17 protein-coding genes and 1 pseudogene are annotated in these 23369 nt (G+C 59.1%); 15 read left to right on the top strand and 3 right to left on the bottom strand.

Annotation, left to right across the window (positions count from 1 at the left end):
- Positions 1 to 10: 10 nt before the first annotated feature.
- The 3 genes from CF161_RS03290 to CF161_RS03280 form a co-directional block, all read right to left on the bottom strand.
- A complete protein-coding gene (locus CF161_RS03290; RefSeq protein ID WP_020295137.1) occupies positions 11 to 1141 on the bottom strand; it encodes an acyl-CoA dehydrogenase family protein in 1131 nt (376 codons plus the stop codon).
- Positions 1142 to 2170: an acyl-CoA dehydrogenase family protein gene (locus CF161_RS03285; RefSeq protein ID WP_020295136.1), complete on the bottom strand. Its 1029-nt coding sequence runs from the start codon at positions 2168 to 2170 to the stop codon at positions 1142 to 1144.
- A gap of 135 nt (positions 2171 to 2305) precedes the next feature.
- A complete protein-coding gene (locus CF161_RS03280) occupies positions 2306 to 4057 on the bottom strand; it encodes an FAD-binding protein (RefSeq protein WP_020295135.1) in 1752 nt (583 codons plus the stop codon).
- Positions 4058 to 4404: 347 nt separating this feature from the next.
- Between CF161_RS03280 and CF161_RS03275 the strand changes: the two genes are divergently transcribed.
- The 15 genes and pseudogenes from CF161_RS03275 to CF161_RS32020 all read left to right on the top strand — a co-directional run bounded on the left by CF161_RS03275 (position 4405) and on the right by CF161_RS32020 (position 23302).
- On the top strand, positions 4405 to 6051 hold the full coding sequence (locus CF161_RS03275) for a DUF1302 domain-containing protein (protein WP_020295134.1): 1647 nt from the start codon (positions 4405 to 4407) through the stop codon (positions 6049 to 6051).
- Positions 6052 to 6131: 80 nt separating this feature from the next.
- Positions 6132 to 7478 carry a DUF1329 domain-containing protein gene (locus CF161_RS03270; protein WP_020295133.1) on the top strand — a complete coding sequence of 449 codons (1347 nt, stop codon included), beginning with the start codon at positions 6132 to 6134 and terminating at the stop codon, positions 7476 to 7478.
- 226 nt (positions 7479 to 7704) lie between these two features.
- The gene (locus CF161_RS03265) at positions 7705 to 8778 is read left to right on the top strand and encodes a YCF48-related protein (RefSeq protein WP_156882647.1); all 1074 of its coding nucleotides are present in this window, start codon (positions 7705 to 7707) and stop codon (positions 8776 to 8778) included.
- Positions 8779 to 8837: 59 nt separating this feature from the next.
- Complete coding sequence (locus tag CF161_RS03260) at positions 8838 to 11378, top strand: RND family transporter (protein ID WP_020295131.1); 2541 nt, start codon at positions 8838 to 8840, stop codon at positions 11376 to 11378.
- Positions 11379 to 11452: 74 nt separating this feature from the next.
- Positions 11453 to 12229, top strand: coding sequence for an SDR family NAD(P)-dependent oxidoreductase (locus CF161_RS03255; protein WP_020295130.1), 777 nt, complete (start codon positions 11453 to 11455; stop codon positions 12227 to 12229).
- Between the two features lie 9 nt (positions 12230 to 12238).
- Positions 12239 to 13471, top strand: a complete 1233-nt coding sequence (locus tag CF161_RS03250; protein WP_020295129.1) for an NADH:flavin oxidoreductase — start codon at positions 12239 to 12241, stop codon at positions 13469 to 13471.
- Positions 13472 to 13673: 202 nt separating this feature from the next.
- The gene (locus CF161_RS03245) at positions 13674 to 14780 is read left to right on the top strand and encodes a helix-turn-helix transcriptional regulator (RefSeq protein ID WP_020295128.1); all 1107 of its coding nucleotides are present in this window, start codon (positions 13674 to 13676) and stop codon (positions 14778 to 14780) included.
- A gap of 169 nt (positions 14781 to 14949) precedes the next feature.
- Entirely contained in the window at positions 14950 to 15801 is an 852-nt protein-coding gene (locus CF161_RS03240; protein ID WP_020295127.1) for an alpha/beta fold hydrolase, read from the top strand.
- Between the two features lie 63 nt (positions 15802 to 15864).
- Entirely contained in the window at positions 15865 to 16899 is a 1035-nt protein-coding gene (locus CF161_RS03235) for a ferredoxin--NADP reductase (protein WP_020295126.1), read from the top strand.
- Between the two features lie 52 nt (positions 16900 to 16951).
- On the top strand, positions 16952 to 17839 hold the full coding sequence (locus tag CF161_RS03230) for a VOC family protein (RefSeq protein WP_020295125.1): 888 nt from the start codon (positions 16952 to 16954) through the stop codon (positions 17837 to 17839).
- Positions 17840 to 17925: 86 nt separating this feature from the next.
- Positions 17926 to 19158: a flavin-dependent monooxygenase gene (locus CF161_RS03225; protein ID WP_218187556.1), complete on the top strand. Its 1233-nt coding sequence runs from the start codon at positions 17926 to 17928 to the stop codon at positions 19156 to 19158.
- A gap of 60 nt (positions 19159 to 19218) precedes the next feature.
- Positions 19219 to 19776: a hypothetical protein gene (locus tag CF161_RS03220; RefSeq protein WP_020295123.1), complete on the top strand. Its 558-nt coding sequence runs from the start codon at positions 19219 to 19221 to the stop codon at positions 19774 to 19776.
- A 47-nt stretch (positions 19777 to 19823) separates the two neighbouring features.
- The gene (locus CF161_RS03215; RefSeq protein WP_020295122.1) at positions 19824 to 21020 is read left to right on the top strand and encodes a Rieske 2Fe-2S domain-containing protein; all 1197 of its coding nucleotides are present in this window, start codon (positions 19824 to 19826) and stop codon (positions 21018 to 21020) included.
- 344 nt (positions 21021 to 21364) lie between these two features.
- Positions 21365 to 22660 (top strand): annotated as a pseudogene (locus tag CF161_RS33590) (IS66 family transposase); the annotation flags it as partial.
- A 123-nt stretch (positions 22661 to 22783) separates the two neighbouring features.
- Complete coding sequence (locus tag CF161_RS32020) at positions 22784 to 23302, top strand: GNAT family N-acetyltransferase (protein ID WP_020295119.1); 519 nt, start codon at positions 22784 to 22786, stop codon at positions 23300 to 23302.
- The last annotated feature ends 67 nt before the right edge of the window (positions 23303 to 23369 follow it).

The raw sequence follows: 23369 nt of genomic DNA, 5'->3' as shown, positions 1-23369 counted from the left end.
TCCTGTTAATTCAGCGAGGCATGTCGAGCATGCGTGCCAGGATGTTTTTCTGGATCTGCGAGGAGCCGCCATACACGCTGACCGGGCGTGAAGTGAAGTACTCAACTAACCAACGTGGTGCGTTACCGGTCAGGGCGTCGGCCCCCAGCACATCAAGTGCGACGTGCATGGTGTACTGGGCCGCCCTGGACCACAGCAGCTTGCCGACCGAGCCCTCCGGTCCGGGGTCGCGGCCCGCCAGACGTGACGACAATTGCTGGGCGACGTTGAGGCTCAAGGCTTCGATGTCGACATGGGCGCGCGCCAGTTTGATGCGGATGCTCGCGTCACTCAGGAGGCCGCGTTCGGCGGCGATCGTTTCAAGCTCGCGCAATTGGCGGCGCAGCACCGAAATCGAGCCCGTGTCAGACGCGCCACGCTCGTAGGACAAGGTGGTCATTGCAATCCGCCAGCCGGCGCCCGCGTCACCGACCCGGTGTGTCAGCGGGATCTCCACGTCATCGAAAAAGACCTCGGCGGTCTCCGGATCGCCGCTGTGCAAAACGATAGGTTTGACGGTGATGCCTGGTGCATTCAACGGTGTCAGTAGGCAGGAGATACCTTTGTGCTTGGCGGCACTGGGGTCGGTACGTGCCAGCAACAGACACCAGTCGGCCTGGAGGGCTCCGCTGGTCCACATTTTTTGGCCATTGACCCGGTAGTGGTCGTCCTGCAGCTCGGCGCGAGTGCGTAGTGATGCCAGGTCTGAGCCGGCCCCGGGCTCGCTGAACCCTTGGCACCACTGCACTTCGCCGCTGAGCAGGGTGGGCAGGAAACGAAGCTTCTGCTCCTCGGTGCCATAGGTAAAAATCGCCCGGCCCAGGTAGTTGACCATGCCTGGCAGACGGGGGGCATCAGCGCGCCCGGCCTCGTCATTGAGAATGGCATCGAAGCTGGGCGAGAGCCCTTGACCGCCATACTCTTTGGGCCAGTTCAGGCCAATATAACCGTCGGCATAGAGCGCCTTGTGCCAGTCCTTGGCCAAGGCGCGTGCGCCTTCAGGGGAGGTGATTTCGCGCCAGTTGGCAGGAATGTTGTGCTTGAACCACTCACGCAACTCCAGGCGGAACGTGGCTTCTTGTGGCGTATCTCGGTAGTCCATTCAGTGCGCTCCCAGACGGGCATTGGCGATCTGCTGCAATTGATGTTGCTCGTCACCAAACATCCGGGCGTTGAGCATGGCGCGACGGGTATACACGTGGGCGATGTGCTCCCAGGTCTGGCCGATACCGCCATAGACCTGCATCACGGTTTCGCTTACGGGTAGGGCGGCTGCCGCGGCATAGGCCTTGGCGGTGCGTGCGGCGAGTAGTGCTTCGTCTGCATCTAGCTGGTCTACCGCCCAGGCCGCATAGCAGGTGATGCTTTGGGCAGCCTGTTGTTGTACAAACATCTCGGCGCACAGATGCTGGACGGCCTGGAAGCTACCGATCAGTACTCCGTACTGCACACGCTCTTTGCTATACGCTACGGCCCCGGCCTGAGCTCCGGCCAGCACACCGACGATATCGGCGGACACTATGGTCAGCGCCAGCGCCAGCCAGCGCTTGAGCTGTTCGCTGGTCAACGGTTTGCCGATGGGCTCCGCCACAAGCGTGGTCGAGCGCCAGTGCAACAGGCCGCGGGTCAGGTCGGCCACGTCATGGCCAGGCTCAAAGCCCTGGTCCAGACTGACGCGAACCACCTGGCCCTCGCTCAGGCCGAGCGCGTACTGGGCACCCTCAATGTCCCAGGCAATACTCCCAGCCTCGTTGGGTGCGGCGAGGTGTTCCAGAGTGCGGTCCAGCAGCAGGCCATAACGTGTAACACCCGCCGCCAGATCCTCGATCAATGCTTGAGGTGCACCCGCCAGGGCAAGCAGCTCTCCCGCCAATACCGCTGCGATAAACGGTTGCGGGGTGAGCGTCGTCCCCAAAGCCTGTGCGGCAATCATCACCTCCACGCCCGATGCCAGCGGTACACCTCTGTCGCGCATGCGCAGGCCGAGCATTCCAACGTCGGTGAGCATTTGCCAGCCAAGAATCGGCTCCTGGGTCTGGAGGTCGTGGGGGTTGCTGATCCCTATCGATTGCGCCAGGCGCTTGGCCGTACTTTCGAACATCAGTTGTTCTTCGTTGAATAACGCGAGCACGGAAAGGCTCCTCTAAAGGTTCTTTTTTTCAATGGCGATACGTGCCATTGGCGGTCGGCTTGAGTCTGTATTGCAGTTGATTCTGCTGGCTGCAGTACCGGCCGGCATCCCGCATTCGGACTACACACCCAGCCTTCAGGCCAGGGTTTGTGCGGTGGTTGGCGCAATGTTGGAACGTGGCGGGGCCTGGGTAATGTGGTTGACCGCACGGTAGCCGAAGGTCAAGGCGGGCCCCAATGTGCCTCCGGCGCCGGGGTAGGAGTGGGCGGTCACCGCCCCGGATGCGTTGCCGATGGCGTACAGGCCGGGGATCGGATGCCCGCTGTCATCCAGCACATTGGCATTGGTATCGACCTTCAGGCCGCCTTTGGTACCCAGGTCTCCCAGGTCGACACGAATGGCGTAGTAGGGCGCGCGCTCTAGTGCCCCGAGGCTGGCGTTGGGTTGATGGCGAGGGTCACAGTAGAAACGGTCAAAGCTGTACTTGCCCCGGTTGAAGTCCAGGTCGATGCCGGTTTTGGCATAGCCGTTGAATACCAGCACGGTCGCGTTGAGCGTTTGGGGGTCGAGGCCGATTTTCAGTGCCAGTTCGTCGAGTGACGCGGCGCGATACAGCACGCTGTCCCACCACTCCGGCGGCAAGCTGGAGTCGGGCATGATCGAGCCGGGCATGATCCGCCCGAGGATGTTCTTTTTGCGGTAGCTTGCGTCGAAGATGAACCAGCAAGGGCTATTGGCACCTGTGGCGGCGTCGTCCTTGAGCATTTCGTGCCCGAAGTCGTTATAGGACATGGCTTCGTTGGCGAAGCGTTTGCCGAGCCGATTGACGCATAGGCTGTGGGCGTAGCTGCGCTCGATGAACAGTGCGCTGCGCATGTTGACATTGGGGGTGTCGGCGGCAGGAATCCGTACCGTGGGTGCCCACCAGGCTTCATTTAAAAACTCGGTATCCGCGCCGATGCTTTCTCCGGCCAGCAAGGCATCCCCGGTATTGTTGTGCATCGGGGTAACACTCCACTGCGCCTGTGTGTGGCCCTTGAGCAGCTCGGTGCGTAGCGCCTGGTTCTGCTCGAAACCTCCGGAACCGACGATCACAGCGTGGCTTGCGTAGATCGAAAACTCATTGCAGTTCTGCGAGACAACGGCGCCGACTACCGCGCCCTGTTCCATGATAAAGCGCTCCAGGCGAGTGTTGAGCAGTAGGCTTACCTTGCGTTTTTTCAGACCGATCCGTAAACCTGCGATCAATGCGTTGCCCATGGTCACGCGGCGGTCACGGCGGGTCTTGAGCCGCCAGGACACATCCGACCAGTAGTTCCAGATCAGCGAAAAAATCTTGCGTTTCCAGCCCTTGGCGCGTGCGCCCAGCAGTTGTCCATCGTAATAGTCCAGCGCAATGCGGCCAAACAGCTTGGCGCCCATATCGGCTTCACGCAGGGTAAAAAAATCCTCGCCCAGCACGCCGGCGTCCACCGACTCAACGAACATCGTGCGACCGGTGTCGAGCGCCCCCGGCAGGTTCTGGCAGTAGTCGGAGTAGCCTGGCACTGCGTTGTAGTTCACACCCACGTGTTCGCGCATGTAGGTGACCATCTCTGGCGCGGAGTCGAGATAGGCGCGCAGTTTTTCTTCCGCAACCCGGTTGTCGGTGCAGGCCTTGAAGTAAGTCAAGGCCTGGTCGTAGCTATCCAGATGTCGGATATCCGGGTTGTTGGGAATCCATATGCCGCCACCGGACAGGGCCGACGTGCCGCCATAACGATCACTCTTTTCGATAACGATGACGGGCAGGCCGCAGTCGTGGGCGCGGTTGGCGGCCAACAGCGCGCCTGCTCCAGAGCCGACGACCAATACAGCGCATTGCTTGTTCTCGATGAACGCGTTCATGACAGACAGTCTCCGTAAGTCAGCACCCAAGGTGGAGGGCTTTTTCTTGTTTTTCGAACGGCGAAACGCTGGCTCGGCTTGATGCGCTTGCGCTTGCATTGCCCATTAGTTCAACGCGAACGGGAGGTGCCGGCATCGCCCGAATGGACTAGGTGCCGGATGAGCCGAAGACGGTTGGATTATTTTTTTGACTGGTCGCTGCGGACTAATCCAAACGGGCGATGTTGGCCTTGCGCTTTGTGCTGACACTGATTGCGACGTCAAGGAACAGGGGCCGGCCGGCCCCAACCTGTCACCAGGACAAGCTGAACAACAACAACACCAGACTTGGACTTGCGGAGCACACCATGCACAAGAAGAACAATACGACCGCCTATTGCTGTCGTGGGTCGTTGGCGCCTTTGTTGATCGTTGGCGCGATCATCAGCCCTTTGGCACACGCCTTGTCTATCGATACGGGCAACCCCGATCTGCGCATCAACTGGACCACGGATTTTCGTCTGGGCATGGGGTGGCGCACAGAAGGTATCTCCAAGGGCATCGGTGGTGATCCTACTAACCATCAGTCCGATTACGCGGCCAAACAGGGTGACATGTGGAAGCGTCGCCTTGACGTGCTGACCGAAGCCGACTTCATCTATAAAGACGACTACGGCGCGCGGGTCAGTGCCACGGGCTGGTATGACAATGCCTATGACGACCACGACCTGAAAAGCAACCCGGCATTGCGCGGGATCTCCGCCTATCCCGACAACAAGTTGTCACGCTCGGCGCAGCGCTACTACAACGGCCCGTCCGGCGAGATTCTGGATGCGTTCGTGTTTGGCACATTCAACCTGGGGGATATCCCCGTTTCCGCCAAGGCCGGGCGCCACTCGATTGTGTGGGGGGTCGCACAGATCAACTCCAGCGACGCGATATCCTGGAGCCAGCAACCGAGCAACCTGCAAAAGGGCGCAGAAACGCCAGGAGCGTCGCCTAAAGAGTTAGCCATGCCGTTGACTCAACTGTCCTTCCAGAGTCAGCTCAATAAAACCTTCTCGCTGGCCGGTTATTACCACCTGGAGTGGGATGCCAACCGGCAAAGTGAAGGGGGCACTTTCCTGGGGGGGCCGGACTTTCTTTACAACGGCAATGGCAGGATCTTCGCCGGCGCCGTTCCCGGCCTTGGTAACCTGTACATCAACCAGGGTGAAGTGATCGAACCGAGGAACAAGCAGAGTGGCAACTATGGTTTGCAGCTGACCGTCACCCCAGACTGGTATAGCGGCACCATCGGCCTGGTTTACCGGCGCCTGGACGAGATGCAGCCCTGGGCCGCGAATTTCGCGGTTGACCCGAGCGATCCGTTTACCGGCCTGCGCTTCCACCAAGTGTATAACCGCGGCGTCGATCTCTTTGGCGCGTTCACCAACGTCAATTGGCACGACATCAGTTGGGGGGCGGAGGTGTCCTATCGCCGAGGCACTGCTCTGGACAGTACGGGCGGGCCGAATCTCAATGGCAACCTCGACGGTGCAACGGGGAACACCTGGCATGCGCTACTCAACGCCCAGGCGTCACTTCCCACTTCAAGGCTCTATGACACCGGGATCGTGATTGCCGAACTGGGGTACACCTACCTGGACAAGGTGACCCATAACCAGGGCGTCTTCAACAAATGCCAGGACGCGACCGACGGCCCAGGTTGCGGCACCCGTGATGCCAGCAGCTTCTCACTGGTGCTGATGCCGACCTGGCTGCAGGTACTGCCAGGTGTCGACCTGACGGGGAACCTGACCTTGGCCGGCTATGGCGTGCAGGGTAACTCTCCAGTTCTGATGGGCTCTGCCCAGCGTGCGGGCGCCTGGGCGACAGGGGTTACGGCCGATATCAACATGAAATACAAAGTGGGGCTTCTGTATTCCGACGCCTTCGATGTTGAACAGCGCGTCGGTGCCATGGGTAGTACTGACCGCGGGCGGGTAACCCTGACGTTCCAAACCAGCCTGTGAACCTGCCCTCAGGTCCTGCACGGCACTGATCCGTTGACAGCGTGTATGCCGGAACGCTACGCGCCAATAGGAGATACAAGATGAATATCAAGCAGTTGGCATTTTCTTTGGCACTTTGCCTATCGATTTCGCTGCCGGCCCTGGCGGCTTCACCTGAGGAAGCCGCCCAACTGGGCGGCGACAAATTAACCGAGTTCGGCTCACAAAAAGCGGGCAATGCCGACGGCAGCATCCCGGCGTGGACGCCTGGTTGGAAAGGCCCCTCGATGCCGGCGAGTGGTGGGATCTACCCGGATCCGTTTGCCGACGAAAAGCCCGTGCTGACGATTACTGCGGCGAACCTCGAGCAGTACGCCGACAAGGTCAGCGAGGGCACCAAAGTGTTGTTGAAGCGCTGGCCTGACTACAAGGTTGAAGTCTACAAGAGCCATCGCGTGGTGGATTTCCCCGATTGGCTGAAGGCTGCCACCGTCAAGAACGCAACGCGTGCCAAAAGCACCTTTAATGGCGAAGACCTGGAAGGGGCGATGGGTGGTTATCCATTCCCGTTGCCCAAGACCGGGGCAGAGGTGATCTGGAACCATAACCTGCGCTATTACGGGCCGGCTTATCGGACACGGTTCGCCGGATTCATGATCGATTCGGCGGGGAACCGCATCATGACCCATGACCTGGATAACTACACTGACTCGCCTTACTACGATAATCCCGAGCAAGAGCAGCAGTACTACCAGCGCCGTTTGAGCACCTATGTGGGGCCGGCGCGCAACGTCGGGGACAAGGCGCTCACCTATATGGTGATGCACGCCAAGAAGGACGGTAACAATAAGACCTGGGTCTATACCCAGGGCCAGCGTCGGGTGCGTCAGGCCCCGGAGTTTGGCTATGACAGCCCTTTGTCGACCGCCGGCGGTGCTTATTTCAACGATGAGTTGGGGATGTGGGAAGGGCAGATGGACCGCTTTGACTTCAAGCTGGTGGGCAAGAAGGAAATCTACGTCCCTTACAACAACTACAAATTTGTCATGCACACCTCACCTGACGACGCTTTTGGCAAGCAATTCGCCAACCCCGACAAGATGCGTTGGGAACTGCACCGTGTATGGCAGGTGGAAGCGACCTTGAGGCCGGGCATGCGCCATGCCCAGAGCAAAAAGGTGTTTTACGTGGACGAGGACAGCTGGTCGATTGTGTTGTACGAGGGCTATGACCAGGCCGGCAAGATCATGCGCTCTGCCCAAGGCTTGATCACCTATGACTGGAACACCCAGTCAGTGCCCAATACCCCGATGGTTATCTACGACTTGGTCAAGGGGCAGTACTGCACCTCCATGCATTTAGCCGGTGGCACGGGCTATGTCAGGGTCGACCGCTGGGCCAATGGCAAGCTGACGCCGGACTCCATGGCGGGCAGTGGCATTCGCTGAGGCGGGTCTATGCCTTAACGCCTGCAAGCCCGGTGCAGACGCACTGGGCCGGGTTTGGTCGCCGTGGCGATCTTTGCGCGGGGCCTAGTCCAGATGGGGGATGTCGGTCAGTGACTAACTGCCGAGACTGACTGTGCATCCTCGCACCTGCGGCGTGTTCAAGGCCGACAGAGCCCGTGCAGCCGGATCAATAACAATAACAACAGACGCTCTTGTGGAGAACGAAATGCCTAGCTTTATCTCGAGCACGCCTCGTGCATTGCTGTTCGCCGTGATGTTGCTGTTGGCCCATTCGGCACTTGGTGAAAATGCTTTTATCGACCCCCTTGACCAGCCCGCGGCGGTCGAGCGGCAGCTCAGCCAGAAGCCATTGCGCGATATTGCCCGTGCGGGCAAACGCCTGGTAGCCGTGGGGAGTAACGGGCTGATTATATTCTCCGACGACCAAGGGCAAAGCTGGGTGCAAGCCCCCGTTCCGGTGAGTGTCGATTTGAATGCGGTGTTTTTCGCCGACGCAACCCAGGGCTGGGCGGTCGGTCACGGGGCGACCATCTTGCACAGCTCCGACGCTGGGGCGACGTGGACCAAACAACTGGATGGACGCGCGCTGCAAGCGCTGTTCGTCGACTATTTCAATAACCGCTCCGGGCTCGCGCAGGAGAGCGCGAACAGCTACCTGTCGGCGATTCTTGATATGACGCGCCCGGGGACCGGTCAATTCTTCATGGGGGTTTGGTTCGACCGCGCCGGTAACGGCTTTGTGGTCGGGCCATTTGGCTTGCTGTTGGGCAGTGGCGACGGTGGCAAGTCCTGGCAACCCTGGAACACCCGCATCGACAACAACGACTTGCTGCACTTGACGTCTATCCGCGAAGTCGCGGGGACGCTGTTGGTCACCGGGGAGCGCGGCCGGGTCTGGCGCCTTGACCCCGCGACGAAGCGTTTCGAGTCCAGCGAAACCGGTTACCAGGGCACGCTGTTCGGGGTTACGGGTGTGCCAGGCGGACTGCTTGCGTTCGGCCTGCGCGGTCATGTGTTTCGTAGCACTGACGCAGGGCACAGCTGGACCTCAGTCAAGAGCGAGTTTAACGCCGGTATCACCGCCGGTATTGCGCTGGACAACCAGCGCCTGGTGCTCGTCAGTCAATCGGCTCAAGCCGGTATCAGCCGTGATGGCGGTCTGTCATTCAACCTGCTGGATGTCCAGCAGCCTTCCTTGTTTACCGGCGTGATAGGGCTAGCCGGTGAGCGCATTGCGTTGGTGGGACTCAACGGCGTAACGATCATGGCTGCCAACTAGAGTCCGGGGCTGGATTTGCCCGTTTAGAACCACAGAGCTTGGGACAGAGGAATAATAAAATGGCCACCTCCCTGGAAAATAATGAAACGCCCGTCATCAAAGACCGGCAGCAGTTCGATACCCGCTCAGGGAGTTTTATTGAACGTTTGATCTTCAATCACCGGCTGTTTTTCGTCGTCCTGTGTTCGGTATTGACCCTGGTGCTGGGGGCCAGGGCGACTCAGCTGCAGGTCAACGCCAGCTTTGAGCGAATGATGCCGAGTTCCCACGAGTTCATTCGTAACTACCTGAGCAATAAAGCGGACCTGGCCGCCCTGGGTAACTCGGTTCGGGTGATGGTGGAGAACCCCAACGGTTCGATCTACGACCGTGCTTATCTGCAAACCCTTCAGGAAATCAATGACCGGATCAACCTGGCGCCGGGTGTTGATCGTGCCTGGATGCGCTCGCTGTGGATGCCTGGGGTGCGCTGGAGCGAAATCAGCGAAGTGGGCATGGATGGCGGCCCGGTAATGCCCAACGGCTACGATGGTTCGCCTGCCAAGATGCAGGAGCTGCAGCGTAACGTTTTGCGCGCCAACCTGGTGGGAGACCTGGTCTCGTCCGACATGCGCTCTTCGGTGATCCTGGTGCCCCTGCTGGACAAGGACCCGGCCACGGGCGCGGCGCTGGATTATCGCCAGTTCGCCAACTTTCTGGAAAAAGACATTCGTGCCCGCTACGAGGTGCCGGGGCCTGACGGCCAGTTGCACGTGCGCATTCATATCATCGGCTTTGCCAAGTTGATCGGCGACTTGATTGCCGGGCTTACTCAGGTCATGTGGTTTTTTGGGATTGCTGCGGTGATCGCCGCGGTCATCATCTTCGGCTACACCCGTTGCCTGCGCAGTACCGTGCTGCTGGTCGTGGCGTCATTGAGCAGCGTGCTCTGGCTGCTGGGAATCATGCAGATTCTGGGTTACGACATCGATCCCTATTCTATCCTGGTGCCCTTCCTGATCTTTGCCATCGGCATGTCCCATGGTGCGCAGAAGATGAACGGCATCATGCAGGACATCGGACGTGGCACCCATAAATACGTAGCGGCCCGCTATACCTTCCGCCGGTTATTCATCGCGGGCCTCTCTGCGCTGCTGGCCAACGTTTTCGGCTTTGCCATTTTGATGGTGATTGATATTCCGGTGATTCGCGACTTGGCGACCACGACCAGTATTGGTGTCTGTGTATTGATCTTCACGCAACTGATCATGGTGCCGGTGATGTTGTCGTACCTCGGGGTCAGCCGTTCGGCGGCGCGACGCAGTGTACGCAACGAAGAGCGACTGGCGTCTGCGGGTGAGGATAACTCGTTCTATGCCGCCGTTGGTGCGGCGCTGATCAAATGCACCACCCCCCGTTACGCACGGGTATTGGTGGTGCTCGCCATGGCGCTGGGGGTTTTGGCGGTGGTGGTGCGCAGTGGCTTGCAGATCGGTGACCTAGATGCCGGGGCGCCGGAGTTACGCCCCGACTCGCGGTATAACCAGGATGTGGCGTTTTTCAATCAGAGCTTTGGTCGCTCCACCGACCAATTCGCCGTGATCGTCAAGACCCAACCGGGTGGCTGCTCCAGCTTCGAGACCCTGACTGAGATCGACCGTTTGACCCTGCTGCTCCAACAGGTTCCCGGCGTGCAGTCGGTCGCCAGCCTGTCGAGTGGCGTGCGCTTTATCAATTCCAGCTACGGCGAGGCCAATCCCAAATGGATGAGCATTCCGCGTCAGGATGAGGTGGCAGGACAGGCGGCTCAAATTGCGTCTATGCAGTCGCCGGAGTTGACCAACATCAGTTGCACGATTTCGCCGGTGATCGCCTACCTGGCTGACCACCGTGCAGGCACCTTGCAGCGGGTGGTCACTACCGTGCAGGCATTTGCCGCCGAGCACAATAATCAGGACCGCCAGTTTTTGCTGGCTGCCGGGCCAGCCGGTATCGAGGCCGCGACCAACCTGGTGGTGGCCGACGCCAGCGTCAAGGTGCTGTTGTTGTTGTATGCCTCGGTGGTGGTGCTGTGCTTGATCTCTTTCCGCAGTTGGAGGGCAGTGCTGGTGGCCCTGATCCCGCTGGTGATTACCTCCCTGCTCTGCGAAGCGCTGATGGTGGTGATGGGCATGGGCGTCAAGGTCGCCACACTGCCGGTGATTGCCTTGGGTGTTGGCGCGGGGGTCGACTACGCGCTCTACCTGCTCAGCGTGCAGCTGACCCTGCAACGGCGTGGCGCGAGTCTGGCGCAAGCCTACGGTGGCGCGCTGATGTTCACGGGCAAAGTGGTTGCCCTGGTTGGCCTGACGCTAGCCACTGGTGTTCTGACCTGGGTGTTTTCACCCATCAAGTTTCAGGCGGATATGGGCATCCTCCTCACCTTTATGTTCCTGTGGAATATGCTCGGGGCATTGGTGCTGATCCCGGCGCTGTCACACTTTTTGTTGCGCGGAGAAACCCGGCAACCGTTGGCTGATGCATACCCTCAGGTTGCTGATCATGACGTTGCACCGGGGGCTCATGGTGTGACGCGAAGCAGTGAGCGAGCCGATGCTCCGGCGGCAGTAGCCGGCAATTAACGAAGAGGAGGGGAGGCCGTCAGCTTCCCTCCGACAGGCCCGATGACGACCCAACAAAAACAAGGATCCTGATCATGACAATTGCATCCCGTTTCCAGAACAAAAGCATCATTGTGACCGGTGGCGCCTCCGGTATCGGACGCGCAAGCGTTATCCGTCTGGTGTCCGAGGGCGGTACCGTGCTGGCCGTCGATCGAAATGCTGACGGCCTGCGCGAAACCCTGGCATTGGCCAACGCGGCCGCCGGCTACGGCGGTGCCGTCCGGTCGGCACAGGTTTCCATTACCGAGGAGTCAGAGGTTCGGGACTCGGTACAGGCGTTTGTCCAGGAGCAGGGCCGGCTGGATGTGCTGGTGAACATGGCCGGTATCCTGCGCTCGACGCACACGACGCACACCAGTTTCGAAGACTTCATGCAGGTACTTCAGATCAACCTTGGCGGAACCTTCCTGTTTTGCCGCGAAGCGCTGCCGTTCCTGCTGGAAACCCGGGGCAACATCGTCAATGCGGCTTCAACCTCGGCGTTTTTCGGGCACCCCTACATGGCGGCCTACTCGGCCAGCAAAGGCGGGATTGCCGCCCTTACCCAGGCACTGTCCCGCGAGTACCTTAATCGCGGCGTGCGGGTGAACGCGGTGGCTCCAGGCGGGATCAGCACGCCGATGGTTGCCGCCCAGGCCCAGGCGTTTCCAGAGGGCTCGGATTTCACCTTGTTGGGGCACTTGTCCCGCCCTGACAGGCAGTTTGGCGAGCCTCAGGACGTTGCGGCAGTGATCGCGATGCTGGCGTCCGAGGATGGTGCGTTCATGAACGGCGCGATTTTGCGGATCGACGGCGGTACTCACGGTTAGGGGGTAAACATGATCGCCAATACCGAGCCAACCTCGCCATTCTCGCCCCTCAAGCTGGGCCCGATCACGTTGCGTAATCGGTTTATCAAAGCCGGCGCCAACGAGGGAATGACCCCTGATGGCATGCCGACCAAGGCCCTGGTCAAGCACCACCGCGATATAGCCGCCGGAGGGGCGGCAATGACTACCGTTGCCTACGGGGCGGTTTCGCCGCAAGGACGTACGTTCCTGCACCAGTTCTACCTGTCTGGGGACGTCGTGCGGCATCTGCGGGTGCTGACGGACGCCGTGCACGCCGAGGGCGCTGCGGCGTGTCTGCAGATCACCCACGGTGGCTCTTTTACGGCGTTACGTCCCGCCAGTGGGCGCCCTCAGTCGGCGTCTTCCGGCTTCAATGCGTTTGGGTTTCTGCATGGCATCCTGCTGCAACGGGCGATGAGTGAAACGGATATGTACCGGGTCGCCGGTGAGTTCGCCCAGGCGGCGATACTGGCGCGAGAGTCGGGTTTCGATGCGGTCGAAATTCATATGGGCCATGGCTACCTGCTCAACCAATTCCTATCGCCCCTGACCAATCGCCGTGTCGACGCCTACGGCGGCAGCACGGAGGGGCGCAGCCGTTTCCCATCCATGGTGCTACGTCGGGTAAAGGAAGCGGTTGGGCGTGATCTTGCGGTGGGTTGCAAGATTAACCTGACGGATGCCGCACGCGGTGGCATTGATGCCGGGCAGGCTTCGGTCACCGCAAAGCTCTTGCAGGACAACGGCGCGGATATTCTGACCTTGAGCGGCGGGCACAATATCTTCAGTCCATGGGCGCTGTTTGGCAGCCACATGCCGCTGGCCGATATGCGGGCCCAGGCCCGGGGCCTGGGGCGTCTCGGGGTCTGGGCCCTGGGGTTGCAGCAGCCCAAGACCCTGACGTTCCGCGAAATGTATTTCCTTGATCATGCTCGCCAGGTACGCGGGGCAGTGTCCATGCCGTTGGCCCTGGTGGGGGGCGTTAAGTCGCTTGCCGCGGCACAGCAGGTCATCAATGAAGGTTTCGATGGCATCGCCCTCGCACGCGCACTCATCCATAACCCAGCGTTTATCAACGACATGCAATACGCCCGCGTGACGCGCTCCGGGTGCACCAGTTGCAACCGCTGCGTCATGGGTATCTATGATCCGTCAGGTGTGCGCTGTGTGCTCAATGGCGAAAATGATCCTGGTCTGAGCAAGCGCCTTGCGGCTGATTGACCGTCAACATCGAAGGGCGTAATTAAGCACATGCTGATAACTAAAATAATAAGAGGTGATTGTTATGCATGCAGTGAAAAGGTCATGTGTCTTACCGGCCGTGATACCGCGCTTTCCATCCGTACTGAACATCCCACCTGCAACTGTTTCCAGGCCCGGTTTGCCGGAGTTATTCGCTCGAGCAAAAACTCGGGAGGCTGCCTTGGGGATCGTTGATCAAAACCGCATGACGCTGGCGATTTATCAAGGCCTGCTCGACAACGAACCCTGGCGTGACACGACTTGCCATCTCGCTGCCTATATGGACGCTTCGGCGATTATTGTCATCAGGCCTTCTACCAGCAACGACCTCGGCTTTCTGGTCTGTCATCCGCAGAACCCTGAAATCGAGCACGCTTACCGTGTGCATTACTGGACACTGGATCCGTTCCTTGATCTGCCCATCGGTAAGGTACTGACTATCGATGAATACCTGGGCGCCGAGAAGTGGTTGAGCAGCGAGTTCTATCAAAAGTTTATTGGACAAGGAGGGGTTCGCTACGGGTTAGGGGTCAACATCGTCTCCAAAAATGGCACAGTGTGTCGTTTGCGTCTGTATCGCATGCCCGACCAGCCTGCTTTTACTGAGCAAGACAAGGCCCGCCTGGCTGATTTGGTCGTGCACTTCGGTCAAGCGTTGAGCTTGGCCACCCACCTTGAGCGGCACGCCACGCAGAGCGAACTGTATGAGGGTGCCCTGGACCGCTTGCACATTGGTGCAATCGTTCTCGATGAGAATCAGCACCTGCTGCGCTGTAACCAAGTTGCCACGTCCATGTTGAATGAAGGCGATGGAATCAAGAAGGTCGCCAATGGTGTGGAGGCGCACTACAAATATGAGCGCAGCGTGCTGCGAGAGCTCATCTCCACTGCCAGTCATGCCGCCCAGGTCATGTCTATCTCACGGCCCTCGGGAAAGCGCAAATTAGGCGTGGTCATTAGGAGCATCCCGTTGCGCGAGGAGTCCGAAGGCAAGGGACGACCAGCCTGGGTGATCTTTATTTGCGACCCCGACGTGCAGACCACTGCACCCCGGGAAATATTGCGCCAGGTGTTTGACTTCACCCCCGCGGAAGCAACCCTGGCCATGGAATTGGCCAATGGCTTGTCCCTTGATGAGGCGGCCGAGTTGTTGGGGATCCGCCGCAATACGGCACGTACCCACTTGCGTGCCATCTTTGCCAAGGCCGGTGTCAGTCGTCAGGCCGAGTTGGTCAGGATCGTGCTGAACGGTGTAGTGGGGCTGTCCAGCCTGAGTCCTGCGGATTAGCGGATCGGCATGCTGGCATAAAAAAACGGAAGAGCCTGCTCTTCCGTTTTTTTATGCCTTGGCGCTGTCGGCGCGCTGGTTTGAAAAGTCACCGCCTAGTCCAAGCGGACCATGCACGGCCGCTGCGGGCGCGTCATATTCAAGGCATAACAACACGTGGAGAACGGTTATGTCCTCGCAGCCCGCAATCTTTCCGTCGCCGATTCCGGTAGGTCAATTTCTTCAGGTGCGCGGCGCCTATCGCCTGCATTACCACGAAGTGGGCCACGCCAGCGCAGACCGTCCGACCCTGGTTTTCCTGCACGGCAGTGGTCCCGGTGCAAGCGGCTACAGCAACTTTCACCTGAACTTCCCGTTTTTTGCCGATCAAGGTTTCCACGTCGTGGTTCCGGATTACCTCGGCTATGGCTTATCGGATAAACCGGACGATCTCCAGTACACCTCGACATTGCACGTCGAGGTCCTGCGGGAGCTGCTGAGCGCGCGGGGAGTTACGCAGGCGGTCCTGGTCGGCAACTCCCTGGGCGGCGCTATTGCCTTCCAGTATGGGCTCACCTACCCCGAGCAGATCAGCCAGTTGGTCGTCATGGGCCCCGGGGGAGTAGAGGAGCCTGCGTTATGGGCGGGGCAGATGAGTGGCTTGCGCTGCATGGGCGCATTCATCCAGGAACACAAGACTGATCGTGCATCCTTCAGGGCATTGCTTGAGCACATTGTCGCCGCGCCACACACCATTACCGATGCGGTCATCGATTCGCGCCTGCCGGTATGGCTTGAGCAACCCCCGGCGGTTTTCAGCAGCATGAAAGTCGAGGTCTTCGCCGAGCGCCTGGCGCACCTGCAGATGCCGGTGCTGTGCCTTTGGGGTCAGCAGGACAACTTCCTGCCGGTGCGCCATGCGTTGATTGTGGCGGGCTTGGTCAAGGATGTTCGGGTGGTGATTTCAAGCCGCAGTGGGCACTGGTTCATGCTTGAAGAACCGGACTACTTCAATCGCGAAGTGCTGACGTTTCTGAATTGAGCGCGTGCCGTTGCCGGTTGGTCGGCGCACACAAGGTCTGTTGTCATCGCAAGAGTCAAGTTCATGTCCATATCCCTTTATCACCGGTTGCGTGTCGCAGATGTCATTGAAGAAACCCATGACAGTAAGTCGATCGTGTTTGCCGAACCGACGCAACGCAGTGCATTCGCTTACAAGCCAGGGCAGTTTCTGACGCTGCGTATTCCTGCCCAGGGGCAAACAGTGGCGCGCTGTTATTCGCTGGCCAGTTCACCTGGTGCCGACAGTGCGCTGAAAGTCACGATCAAGCGCGTACAAGGCGGGGTGGGCTCGAACTGGGTATGCGATCACTTGCGCACCGGCGATATCGTCGAGGTGCTGCCGCCTGCCGGGATTTTTTGCCCGACGTCACTGGCGGTGGACTTCCTGCTGTTTGCAGGCGGCAGCGGCATTACCCCGGTGATGTCGATTCTCAAGGCCTGTCTGTTACAGGGGACTGGCCGGGTGTTGCTGTTTTACGCCAATCGTGATGAGCGCTCGGTGATTTTTCGCGACGAGTTACAGCGCCTGGCCAGGGATTACCCGCATCGCCTGACCGTCATTCATTGGCTGGAGTCGGTGCAGGGAAGGCCAACGCTTGAGCAATTGGCGGGCGTCGCCCAGGCCCATGTTGATTCTCACGCGTTTGTCTGCGGCCCTGGACCCTTCATGGACGCGGTGGAAGGTGCACTTCTGGCGCTGAACGTGGACCGGGCACGCATACATGTTGAGCGTTTCGCTTCCTTGAACAGCGACCCGGGCGTTCTGGCGAAGGTGCCGGCAGTAAGGCCAGAGGGTGCGCCCCGGACCGAACTCACTGCGCAGTTGGACGGTGTGACCCATGAGCTGTCCTGGGCGCCGGAGGCGGTTCTGCTCGATACGTTACTCAGCGCCGGGGTCATGGCGCCTTTCTCATGCCGCGAAGGTCGTTGCAGTGCCTGCGTGTGCAGGGTCACTGAAGGGGAAGTGAGCATGTTGCATAACGAGGTACTGGGGCAAGACGACCTTGCCGACGGCTGTGTCTTGGCCTGTCAGGCGCGACCGGTGAGTACGAGGGTCTGCATCAGTTTCGATGGATGACGGCAAATCGGTCGGTTCTGTTTAAAACAAGAAATGGCATGAGGAGCGGGTGATGAGCATCAGTCAATTGGCGTATGTGGTGGTTGAGTCAACGGATATAGAGAAGTGGCGATTTTTTGGTTCACACATCATCGGCCTGGCCCAGTCAGATGGGCAGGACGGCACGTTGTACCTGAAGGCCGACGGCCGTCGATACCGGATCCTGGTGGTGGCCGGTTCGCGTGACGGTTTGTATGCCTCGGGTTGGGAGGCGTCTTCACAAGAGCAATTTGTTGCGTTCAAAGCCAGGTTGGCAGCGACCGATGTGGAGATTATTGAGTCCTCTGCACGGGATCGGCAGGTGCGAGGCGTCACGGGGCTGTTTTCTTTCGTGGACCCCTCGGGCAACCGACATGAAGTGATCTGGGGGCCGATTTCCGACTTTGCGCCGTTTATTTCACCGGTGGGTGTGGAACGCTTTGTTACCGGCAACATGGGCATGGGACACGTGGTGTTGCCATCGATGAATTTCGACGCTTCGCTGGTGTTCTGGCGTGATGTCTGCGGCTTCGGGCTTTCGGACATGCTTCACGCCCAGCTCTCGCCGGAGCATCGCGCGCGCATTTTCTTCATGCACTGCAACCCGCGCCAGCACAGCTTGGCGCTGGCCGAAATGCCGCAACCCAGTGGCTGTGTGCACATCATGCTGGAAGTGCCGGGCATTGATGATGTCGGCCGCGCGCTGGACCGTATTGCGGCACATGACGTGCCCTTGGCAAGCACCCTTGGTCGCCACGTCAATGACGACATGGTGTCGTTTTACGTATGGACGCCCGGGGGGTTCGCCCTGGAGTTCGGCTGCGGTGGCCTGGTCAAGGACTGGGATAACGACCACTCGGTATTTGAGACCACCCGTGGCAGCCACTGGGGCCATCAGTGGTCCGCACCTCCCTCTCACTGATTCGCACCGCGCCTAGTCCCGATGGACGGGGCGCGCTCTGCCGCGGTTGGTGATGATGGGCGGAAGGACAGTGATGAGCGAAAACGTTGGGTTCACTATTGCGGAAGGCAAATACCATGCAAACAGTCGAGATCAAACAGCAGGCCTCGGAAATTCCGGGCAGCGAAGAACTGATTAACCGGGCCAAGGCGATGATCCCGGTGCTGCGTAAACGCGCAGCATTGGGCGATGAGCGTCGCAGCCTGCCGGAAGAAACCATCGCCGAGCTTCAGGCCGCAGGCCTGTTCCGGATCCTGCAACCCAAGCGCTATGGCGGCTACGAAATGAGCCCCAAGGTGTTTTACGAGGTGGTCATGGCGCTCGCCGAAGGCGATATGTCGGTGGGCTGGGTGTATTCGGTGGTGGCGGTGCATGCCTGGCAGATGGCGTTGTTCGATGACCGTGCAGCCCAGGAAGTGTGGGGCAAGGATGACTCCACACTGGTGTCGTCCTCCTATATGCCCTCTGGGCGCGGCAAGCGTGTGGAAGGCGGCTTCCTGTTCAGTGGTCGCTGGGGCTACTCCAGTGGCTGCGACCATTGTGAATGGGTGTTCCTCGGCGGTTTTGTCGAGCAGCCGGAGGGCCAGCCCATTGACGCGCGGACCTGGCTGATCCCGCGCCAGGATTACGAAATCGTCGATACGTGGCACACGGCGGGACTCAAAGGTACGGGCAGCAAAGACATCGTGATCAAAGACGTATTCGTCCCCGAGCACCGTACACACAAGATGATTGATGGCTTCACCTGCAACAGCCCGGGGCACCAATGGAACACCTCGCCGTTGTACCGCATGCCGTTTGGTCAGGTGTTCAGTCGCGCGGTATCTACGGCAGCCATTGGCGCGTTGCGGGGCATGCTCGATTGCTTTATGGAAACGGCCAAGGTGCGGGTCAACGTGGTGGGGGCCAAGACCAGCGAGGATTCATTTGCACAGTTGGCCGTCGCCGAGGCGGCGAATGCAATCGATGAATTGACACTCGTCCTGCGGCGCAACTTCGATGCCCTGGAAGGTTATGCGGGCCGCGGAGAGGTTCCTCCCATTGAAGAGCGGGTCAAATACCGCTTCCAGGCCAGCTTTCCTCCGGAGCGAATCTCGCATCTGGCTTCCCGTTTGTTCAAGGCGGCGGGTGGGGCGGCGGTTTACACCAACAACCCTTATGGGCGTTTCCTGGCCGACATCAATGTGGGTCGCCAGCACGCCGCCAACCAGTTCCAGATGTTTGGCGCGAACTGGGCGAAGGTCCAACTGGGTCAACCCAGCCAAGACTTCTTTCTCTAGTGTTTCGAGGCCGGAGGCAGGGTTGGCTCCGGTCTTGAACCCGTTTCTTCGGAGTGGCAAATGACAGCTGTTGATCTCTCTCAGGGCGCCCAGAAGCTCAAGGTCTATCGTACCGTCGACGGGCAGACCGCCGGGTGCCTGCAGTGCTCCGTCGTGGTCGACTTTGGCGCAGTGGTGACCTGGGTGTTCGAGGAGTCGTTGCCGAACGTTCCGGTCAGTTATGTCTTGAACCCCCAAGGCGGGATTTTTTTCGCAGATGAGGTTCAACGCCTGATGCGCCTTGGGATCGCTCGTTGGCTGGCACTGGAAGTGAGCGCCGAACGGGTAGTGGGCTGCCGCAAGGCAACTGATGGGGGTTGGGAGGTGTTGTTTCGATTGCCCGGGCTTGACGGTGGCGACTGCGAACTGCACGTCAGTGTCGATGCTGCGACGGCCACCGAGCTTGTCCAGATGCGAGCGTTGAAGCGGGTCAATGCCTGGATTGAACAACAGGCCGCTCACCCGCTGGATGAGGAGTTATCGGCGGTGCTCGCCGAGATTGACCTGCAACGGGCGCCCAATCTGCGGCGCGGTTTTGCCTTATCGAATCCAGCGCCTCAGGCGTGTGTAACAACCTGATAGTCGACGTTATTCAGCCTGCAAAAATAAAAAGAGTGGAGGTTTATATGAGTGACATGGCCAATAGTTCAATTGAGCAAGCCCATATCATTGTCAGTGACCTGTGCGAGCGATTCGCCCGTGGTTGGCATTGCCTGGGACTGAGTGAGACATTCCGGGATGGCAAGCCGCATACGCTCGAAGCATTCGGCACCCAACTGGTGGTATTTGAAGGCGAGCACAGCAAGAAGCTCAATGTGCTCAATGCGTTTTGTCCGCATTTGGGCGGCAACCTCGGTGAGGGGTCGATCAAGGGCGACACGATCGCTTGTCCTTTCCATGACTGGCGCTGGGCCGGCGACGGTAAATGCGCGGCTATTCCCTATGCCAAGCGGGTACCGCTGCGCGCACGCACGCAAAGTTTCATCACCTGCGAGGAGAACCAGCAGTTGTTCGTCTGGCACGATCCCGAGGGCAATCCTCCACCGCCGGGGGTGATCATTCCGCGTCTTGAGGGCGCGTTCAGCGCCGATTGGAGTGACTGGGACTGGTCGATCCACGAGGTCGATACCAACAGTCGCGAGCTGGTGGATAACCTGGTGGATGTAGCCCACTTCTTTTATGTGCACGGCGAAGGTAAAGGCGCAGCCAGTACTTATTTCAAAAACGTCTTCGAAGGCCACTTCGCTACCCAGTACCTGGAGATGGGGCCGCAGCCAGCCGTACCGAGTTATCAAAAGGATGCCGTTTACAGTGGTGATCTACGTGGGCTTGATGGCTACTCTCGCGGTGAGACCACCTACCACGGGCCGTCCTATTTGGTGTCGCGGCTGATGTCCAATTTTCCGGGCGGTGACCCGGTGGAATCTTACGAAATCCTGGCGCATTACCCGGTACATGCGAACAAATTTGTGCTGCACATGGGGTTTATCACCCTCAGCAACCCGGCACTCTCGGCCGAGCAGAACGCCGAACGTGCCAAGGCTGCTGCGCAAGTGTTGCGTTATGGCACATTACAGGACGTGCATATCTGGAAGACCAAAGCCCGTATCGATAACCCGCTGCTGTGTGACAGCGACGGCCCGCTGTACCAGCTGCGTCGCTGGTATCAGCAGTTTTTCGTGGATGTTGCAGATGTGAAAGCCGAGATGGTCAACCTGTTCGAGGCTGAAACCGACACTCGGCATGCGTTGCCAGTCTGGGATCAACAAGCGGCAGAGAAAATCGCTGAAGAGGCGCGGCAAGCGGCTGTTGCCCATTCGTAAGGCCCAAATGGATCGCGCCGTCGCAAGGTGGCGTAATCCTAATCCCGAGCGAATTGGCTGCATAATCGATAGCTATTGTTAAGGTGCTCAACCAGTGCTCGGTAGGCGTATTCAACGTCTTTGGATTTTACGTTGCATGTGGAGTTCGGGTCTGAATCCGAGTGTTGTTACAGCTATGTCGAAGCGCCATTTCCTGTATAGGTTGCTGTTGATCTGGAATGGCGTATGACAATGAATTTTGTTGTGGTGAGCTACGGCGGCGCATATGTGAATGCGCCACGGCAAGGTAAGCGTCCGGCCACGTCACCTACCTAACTCCAGCACTAAGGGCGATGGTGTTCGTAATCGCCATTCTCAAACGCCATAAGTCCGCCAAGCGCAGCGAGCAGATCAGCCTGGCGCAAGGCAGCTTGCTCGATGACCTCATCAGTACCGACCTTGAAGCCATCGAGGCCGAGTTAAAAGCCCTTCTCCAACACCTGCCCAAGCAGCACCGCACCAGCAACCCAAGCGTGCGCCGTTGCCGCCGCAGTTCCCGCGCAATGTGATCCATCACGAACCGGCCAGCACTCAGTGTGCTTGCGGCTGCCAGCTTCAGCGCATCGGTCAAGACGTCAGCGGAAGCTGGACTATACGCCGGGCGTGTTCAGCGTCGAACAGCACGTTCGTGGAAAATGGGCCTGCTGGCGCACGTGATGGTGGTCAAGTTTGCCGGCCACCTGCATCTTTATCGACAGGAAAAGATCTTCGGCCGTGCCGGCCTGGCCATCCCGCGTTCGGCACTGGCGCAGTGGGTGGGGCAAACCGGTGTGCAGCTTCAGTCGCTGGTCGATGCGCTACGTGAAGTGGTGCTGGCCCAGCGCCTAGTCCATGCCGATGAAACGCCGGTACAAATGCTGGCGCCAGGAGAGAAGAAAAACCACCGCGCTTACGTCTGGGCCTACAGCCGCACGCCGTTCTCGGCACTCAAGGCCGTGGTCTACGACTTCAGCCCCAACCGTGCCGGCGAATATGCGCTTAACTTCCTGGGCAACTGGAGCGGCAATCTGGTCTGTGACGACGTTTCCGGCTACAAGGCCAGCTTCGAGCTGGGTATCACCGAAATCGGCTGCATGGCCCATGCGCGCCGCAAGTAGCCAATAAAAGCGCCGTTGGCGCAGCAGGCACTCCATTCGATTGGCGGGCTATACGAAGTCGAGCTACACGCTAATGAAATGAGCGGCGAAGACCGTTGGCGATTACGCCAGGAAACAGCGGCGCCCATCGCTGAAAAATTGCATGAGTGGATGCTGGCCCAATACGAACTTGTGCCCGAGGGCTCGGCTACGGCGAAGGCCCTCGATTACAGCCTTAAACGCTGGGTTGCGCTGACGCGCTATCTGGAAGATGGCACCGTGCCGATTGACAATAACCAAATCGAGAACTTGATCCGGCCGTGGGCGCTTGGGAGAGCGAACTAGCTGTTTGCTGGGTCGCTACGCAGCGGCAAACGGGTGGCGGCGATCATGAGCCTGATCCAGTCGGCGCCCATCAATGGGCATGACCCGTATGCTTATCTCAAGGATGTGCTGACGCTGCTGCCGACGCAGCGAGCCAGCGAGATCGAGCAACTGCTGCCGCATCAGTGGATGCCTGGCTGATCTGGGCAAGGGGTGTTCGCTGGCCGCTTACACTTGGTCGTCTGAGCGCATAATATCTTCGACTATCGAAAGCTGGCTTTTCTAGTTTTACCGCTATCTCACTCACATCACCAAGGGCAACACATGCCTGCAATTATCCGCCTCGCTGTACCGGAAGATGCACAACTCCTACCCGTCATTGAAACCTCCGCTGCTCAAGCATTTCGCATGATTGATGAGTTGAGTTGGCTGGCTGATTCGCCTCCGATGTCCATCGAACGTCATAGCCAACTCATTGCGCTATCGACATGTTGGGTTGCACTTGATGCCGAAAATCGGCCACAAGGATTTCTTAGTGCTGAGCGCCACGGCAGTGATCTTCACATCTGTGAATTATCAGTGATGCAATCGATGCAAGGAAAAGGTACAGGGCGGCGTCTGATTGAGGCAGCGAAGGATTATGCGCGCTCAAGCAGACTTAGTTTCGTAACGCTTACGACATTCACAAACGTGCCATGGAATGCACCATTTTACTCCCGCATAGGTTTTCAGACTAAAGCCACCACAGACCTAGATCAGAGGCTGGCGAGAATATTGAGCGAGGAGTACAAGCATGGATTCGCTCCGGAAAGTCGGTGTGCCATGGCATGGCCAGTGACCTAATTACAAAACTGTCAGACCTCCACGCCTCTAGGAAAGGAAGATGTGTCTGCCGGACGCTTACGAAAAA

It is taken from the genome of Pseudomonas sp. CF161 (assembly GCF_000416215.1).
Taxonomy (GTDB): Bacteria; Pseudomonadota; Gammaproteobacteria; order Pseudomonadales; family Pseudomonadaceae; genus Aquipseudomonas.
Note: the sequence above shows the minus strand (reverse complement) of the source record. Positions and strands in the feature narration are given on the sequence as shown.

Bases quoted from the DNA above. Each gene is read 5' to 3' on its own strand.
- CF161_RS03290 (WP_020295137.1), bottom strand. From the start codon at position 1,141: ATGGACTACCGAGATACGCCACAAGAAGCCACGTTCCGCCTGGAGTTG.
- CF161_RS03280 (WP_020295135.1), bottom strand. From the start codon at position 4,057: ATGAACGCGTTCATCGAGAACAAGCAATGCGCTGTATTGGTCGTCGGC.
- CF161_RS03275 (WP_020295134.1), top strand. From the start codon at position 4,405: ATGCACAAGAAGAACAATACGACCGCCTATTGCTGTCGTGGGTCGTTG.
- CF161_RS03270 (WP_020295133.1), top strand. From the start codon at position 6,132: ATGAATATCAAGCAGTTGGCATTTTCTTTGGCACTTTGCCTATCGATT.
- CF161_RS03265 (WP_156882647.1), top strand. From the start codon at position 7,705: ATGCCTAGCTTTATCTCGAGCACGCCTCGTGCATTGCTGTTCGCCGTG.
- CF161_RS03260 (WP_020295131.1), top strand. From the start codon at position 8,838: ATGGCCACCTCCCTGGAAAATAATGAAACGCCCGTCATCAAAGACCGG.
- CF161_RS03255 (WP_020295130.1), top strand. From the start codon at position 11,453: ATGACAATTGCATCCCGTTTCCAGAACAAAAGCATCATTGTGACCGGT.
- CF161_RS03250 (WP_020295129.1), top strand. From the start codon at position 12,239: ATGATCGCCAATACCGAGCCAACCTCGCCATTCTCGCCCCTCAAGCTG.
- CF161_RS03240 (WP_020295127.1), top strand. From the start codon at position 14,950: ATGTCCTCGCAGCCCGCAATCTTTCCGTCGCCGATTCCGGTAGGTCAA.
- CF161_RS03235 (WP_020295126.1), top strand. From the start codon at position 15,865: ATGTCCATATCCCTTTATCACCGGTTGCGTGTCGCAGATGTCATTGAA.
- CF161_RS03230 (WP_020295125.1), top strand. From the start codon at position 16,952: ATGAGCATCAGTCAATTGGCGTATGTGGTGGTTGAGTCAACGGATATA.
- CF161_RS03220 (WP_020295123.1), top strand. From the start codon at position 19,219: ATGACAGCTGTTGATCTCTCTCAGGGCGCCCAGAAGCTCAAGGTCTAT.
- CF161_RS03215 (WP_020295122.1), top strand. From the start codon at position 19,824: ATGAGTGACATGGCCAATAGTTCAATTGAGCAAGCCCATATCATTGTC.
- CF161_RS32020 (WP_020295119.1), top strand. From the start codon at position 22,784: ATGCCTGCAATTATCCGCCTCGCTGTACCGGAAGATGCACAACTCCTA.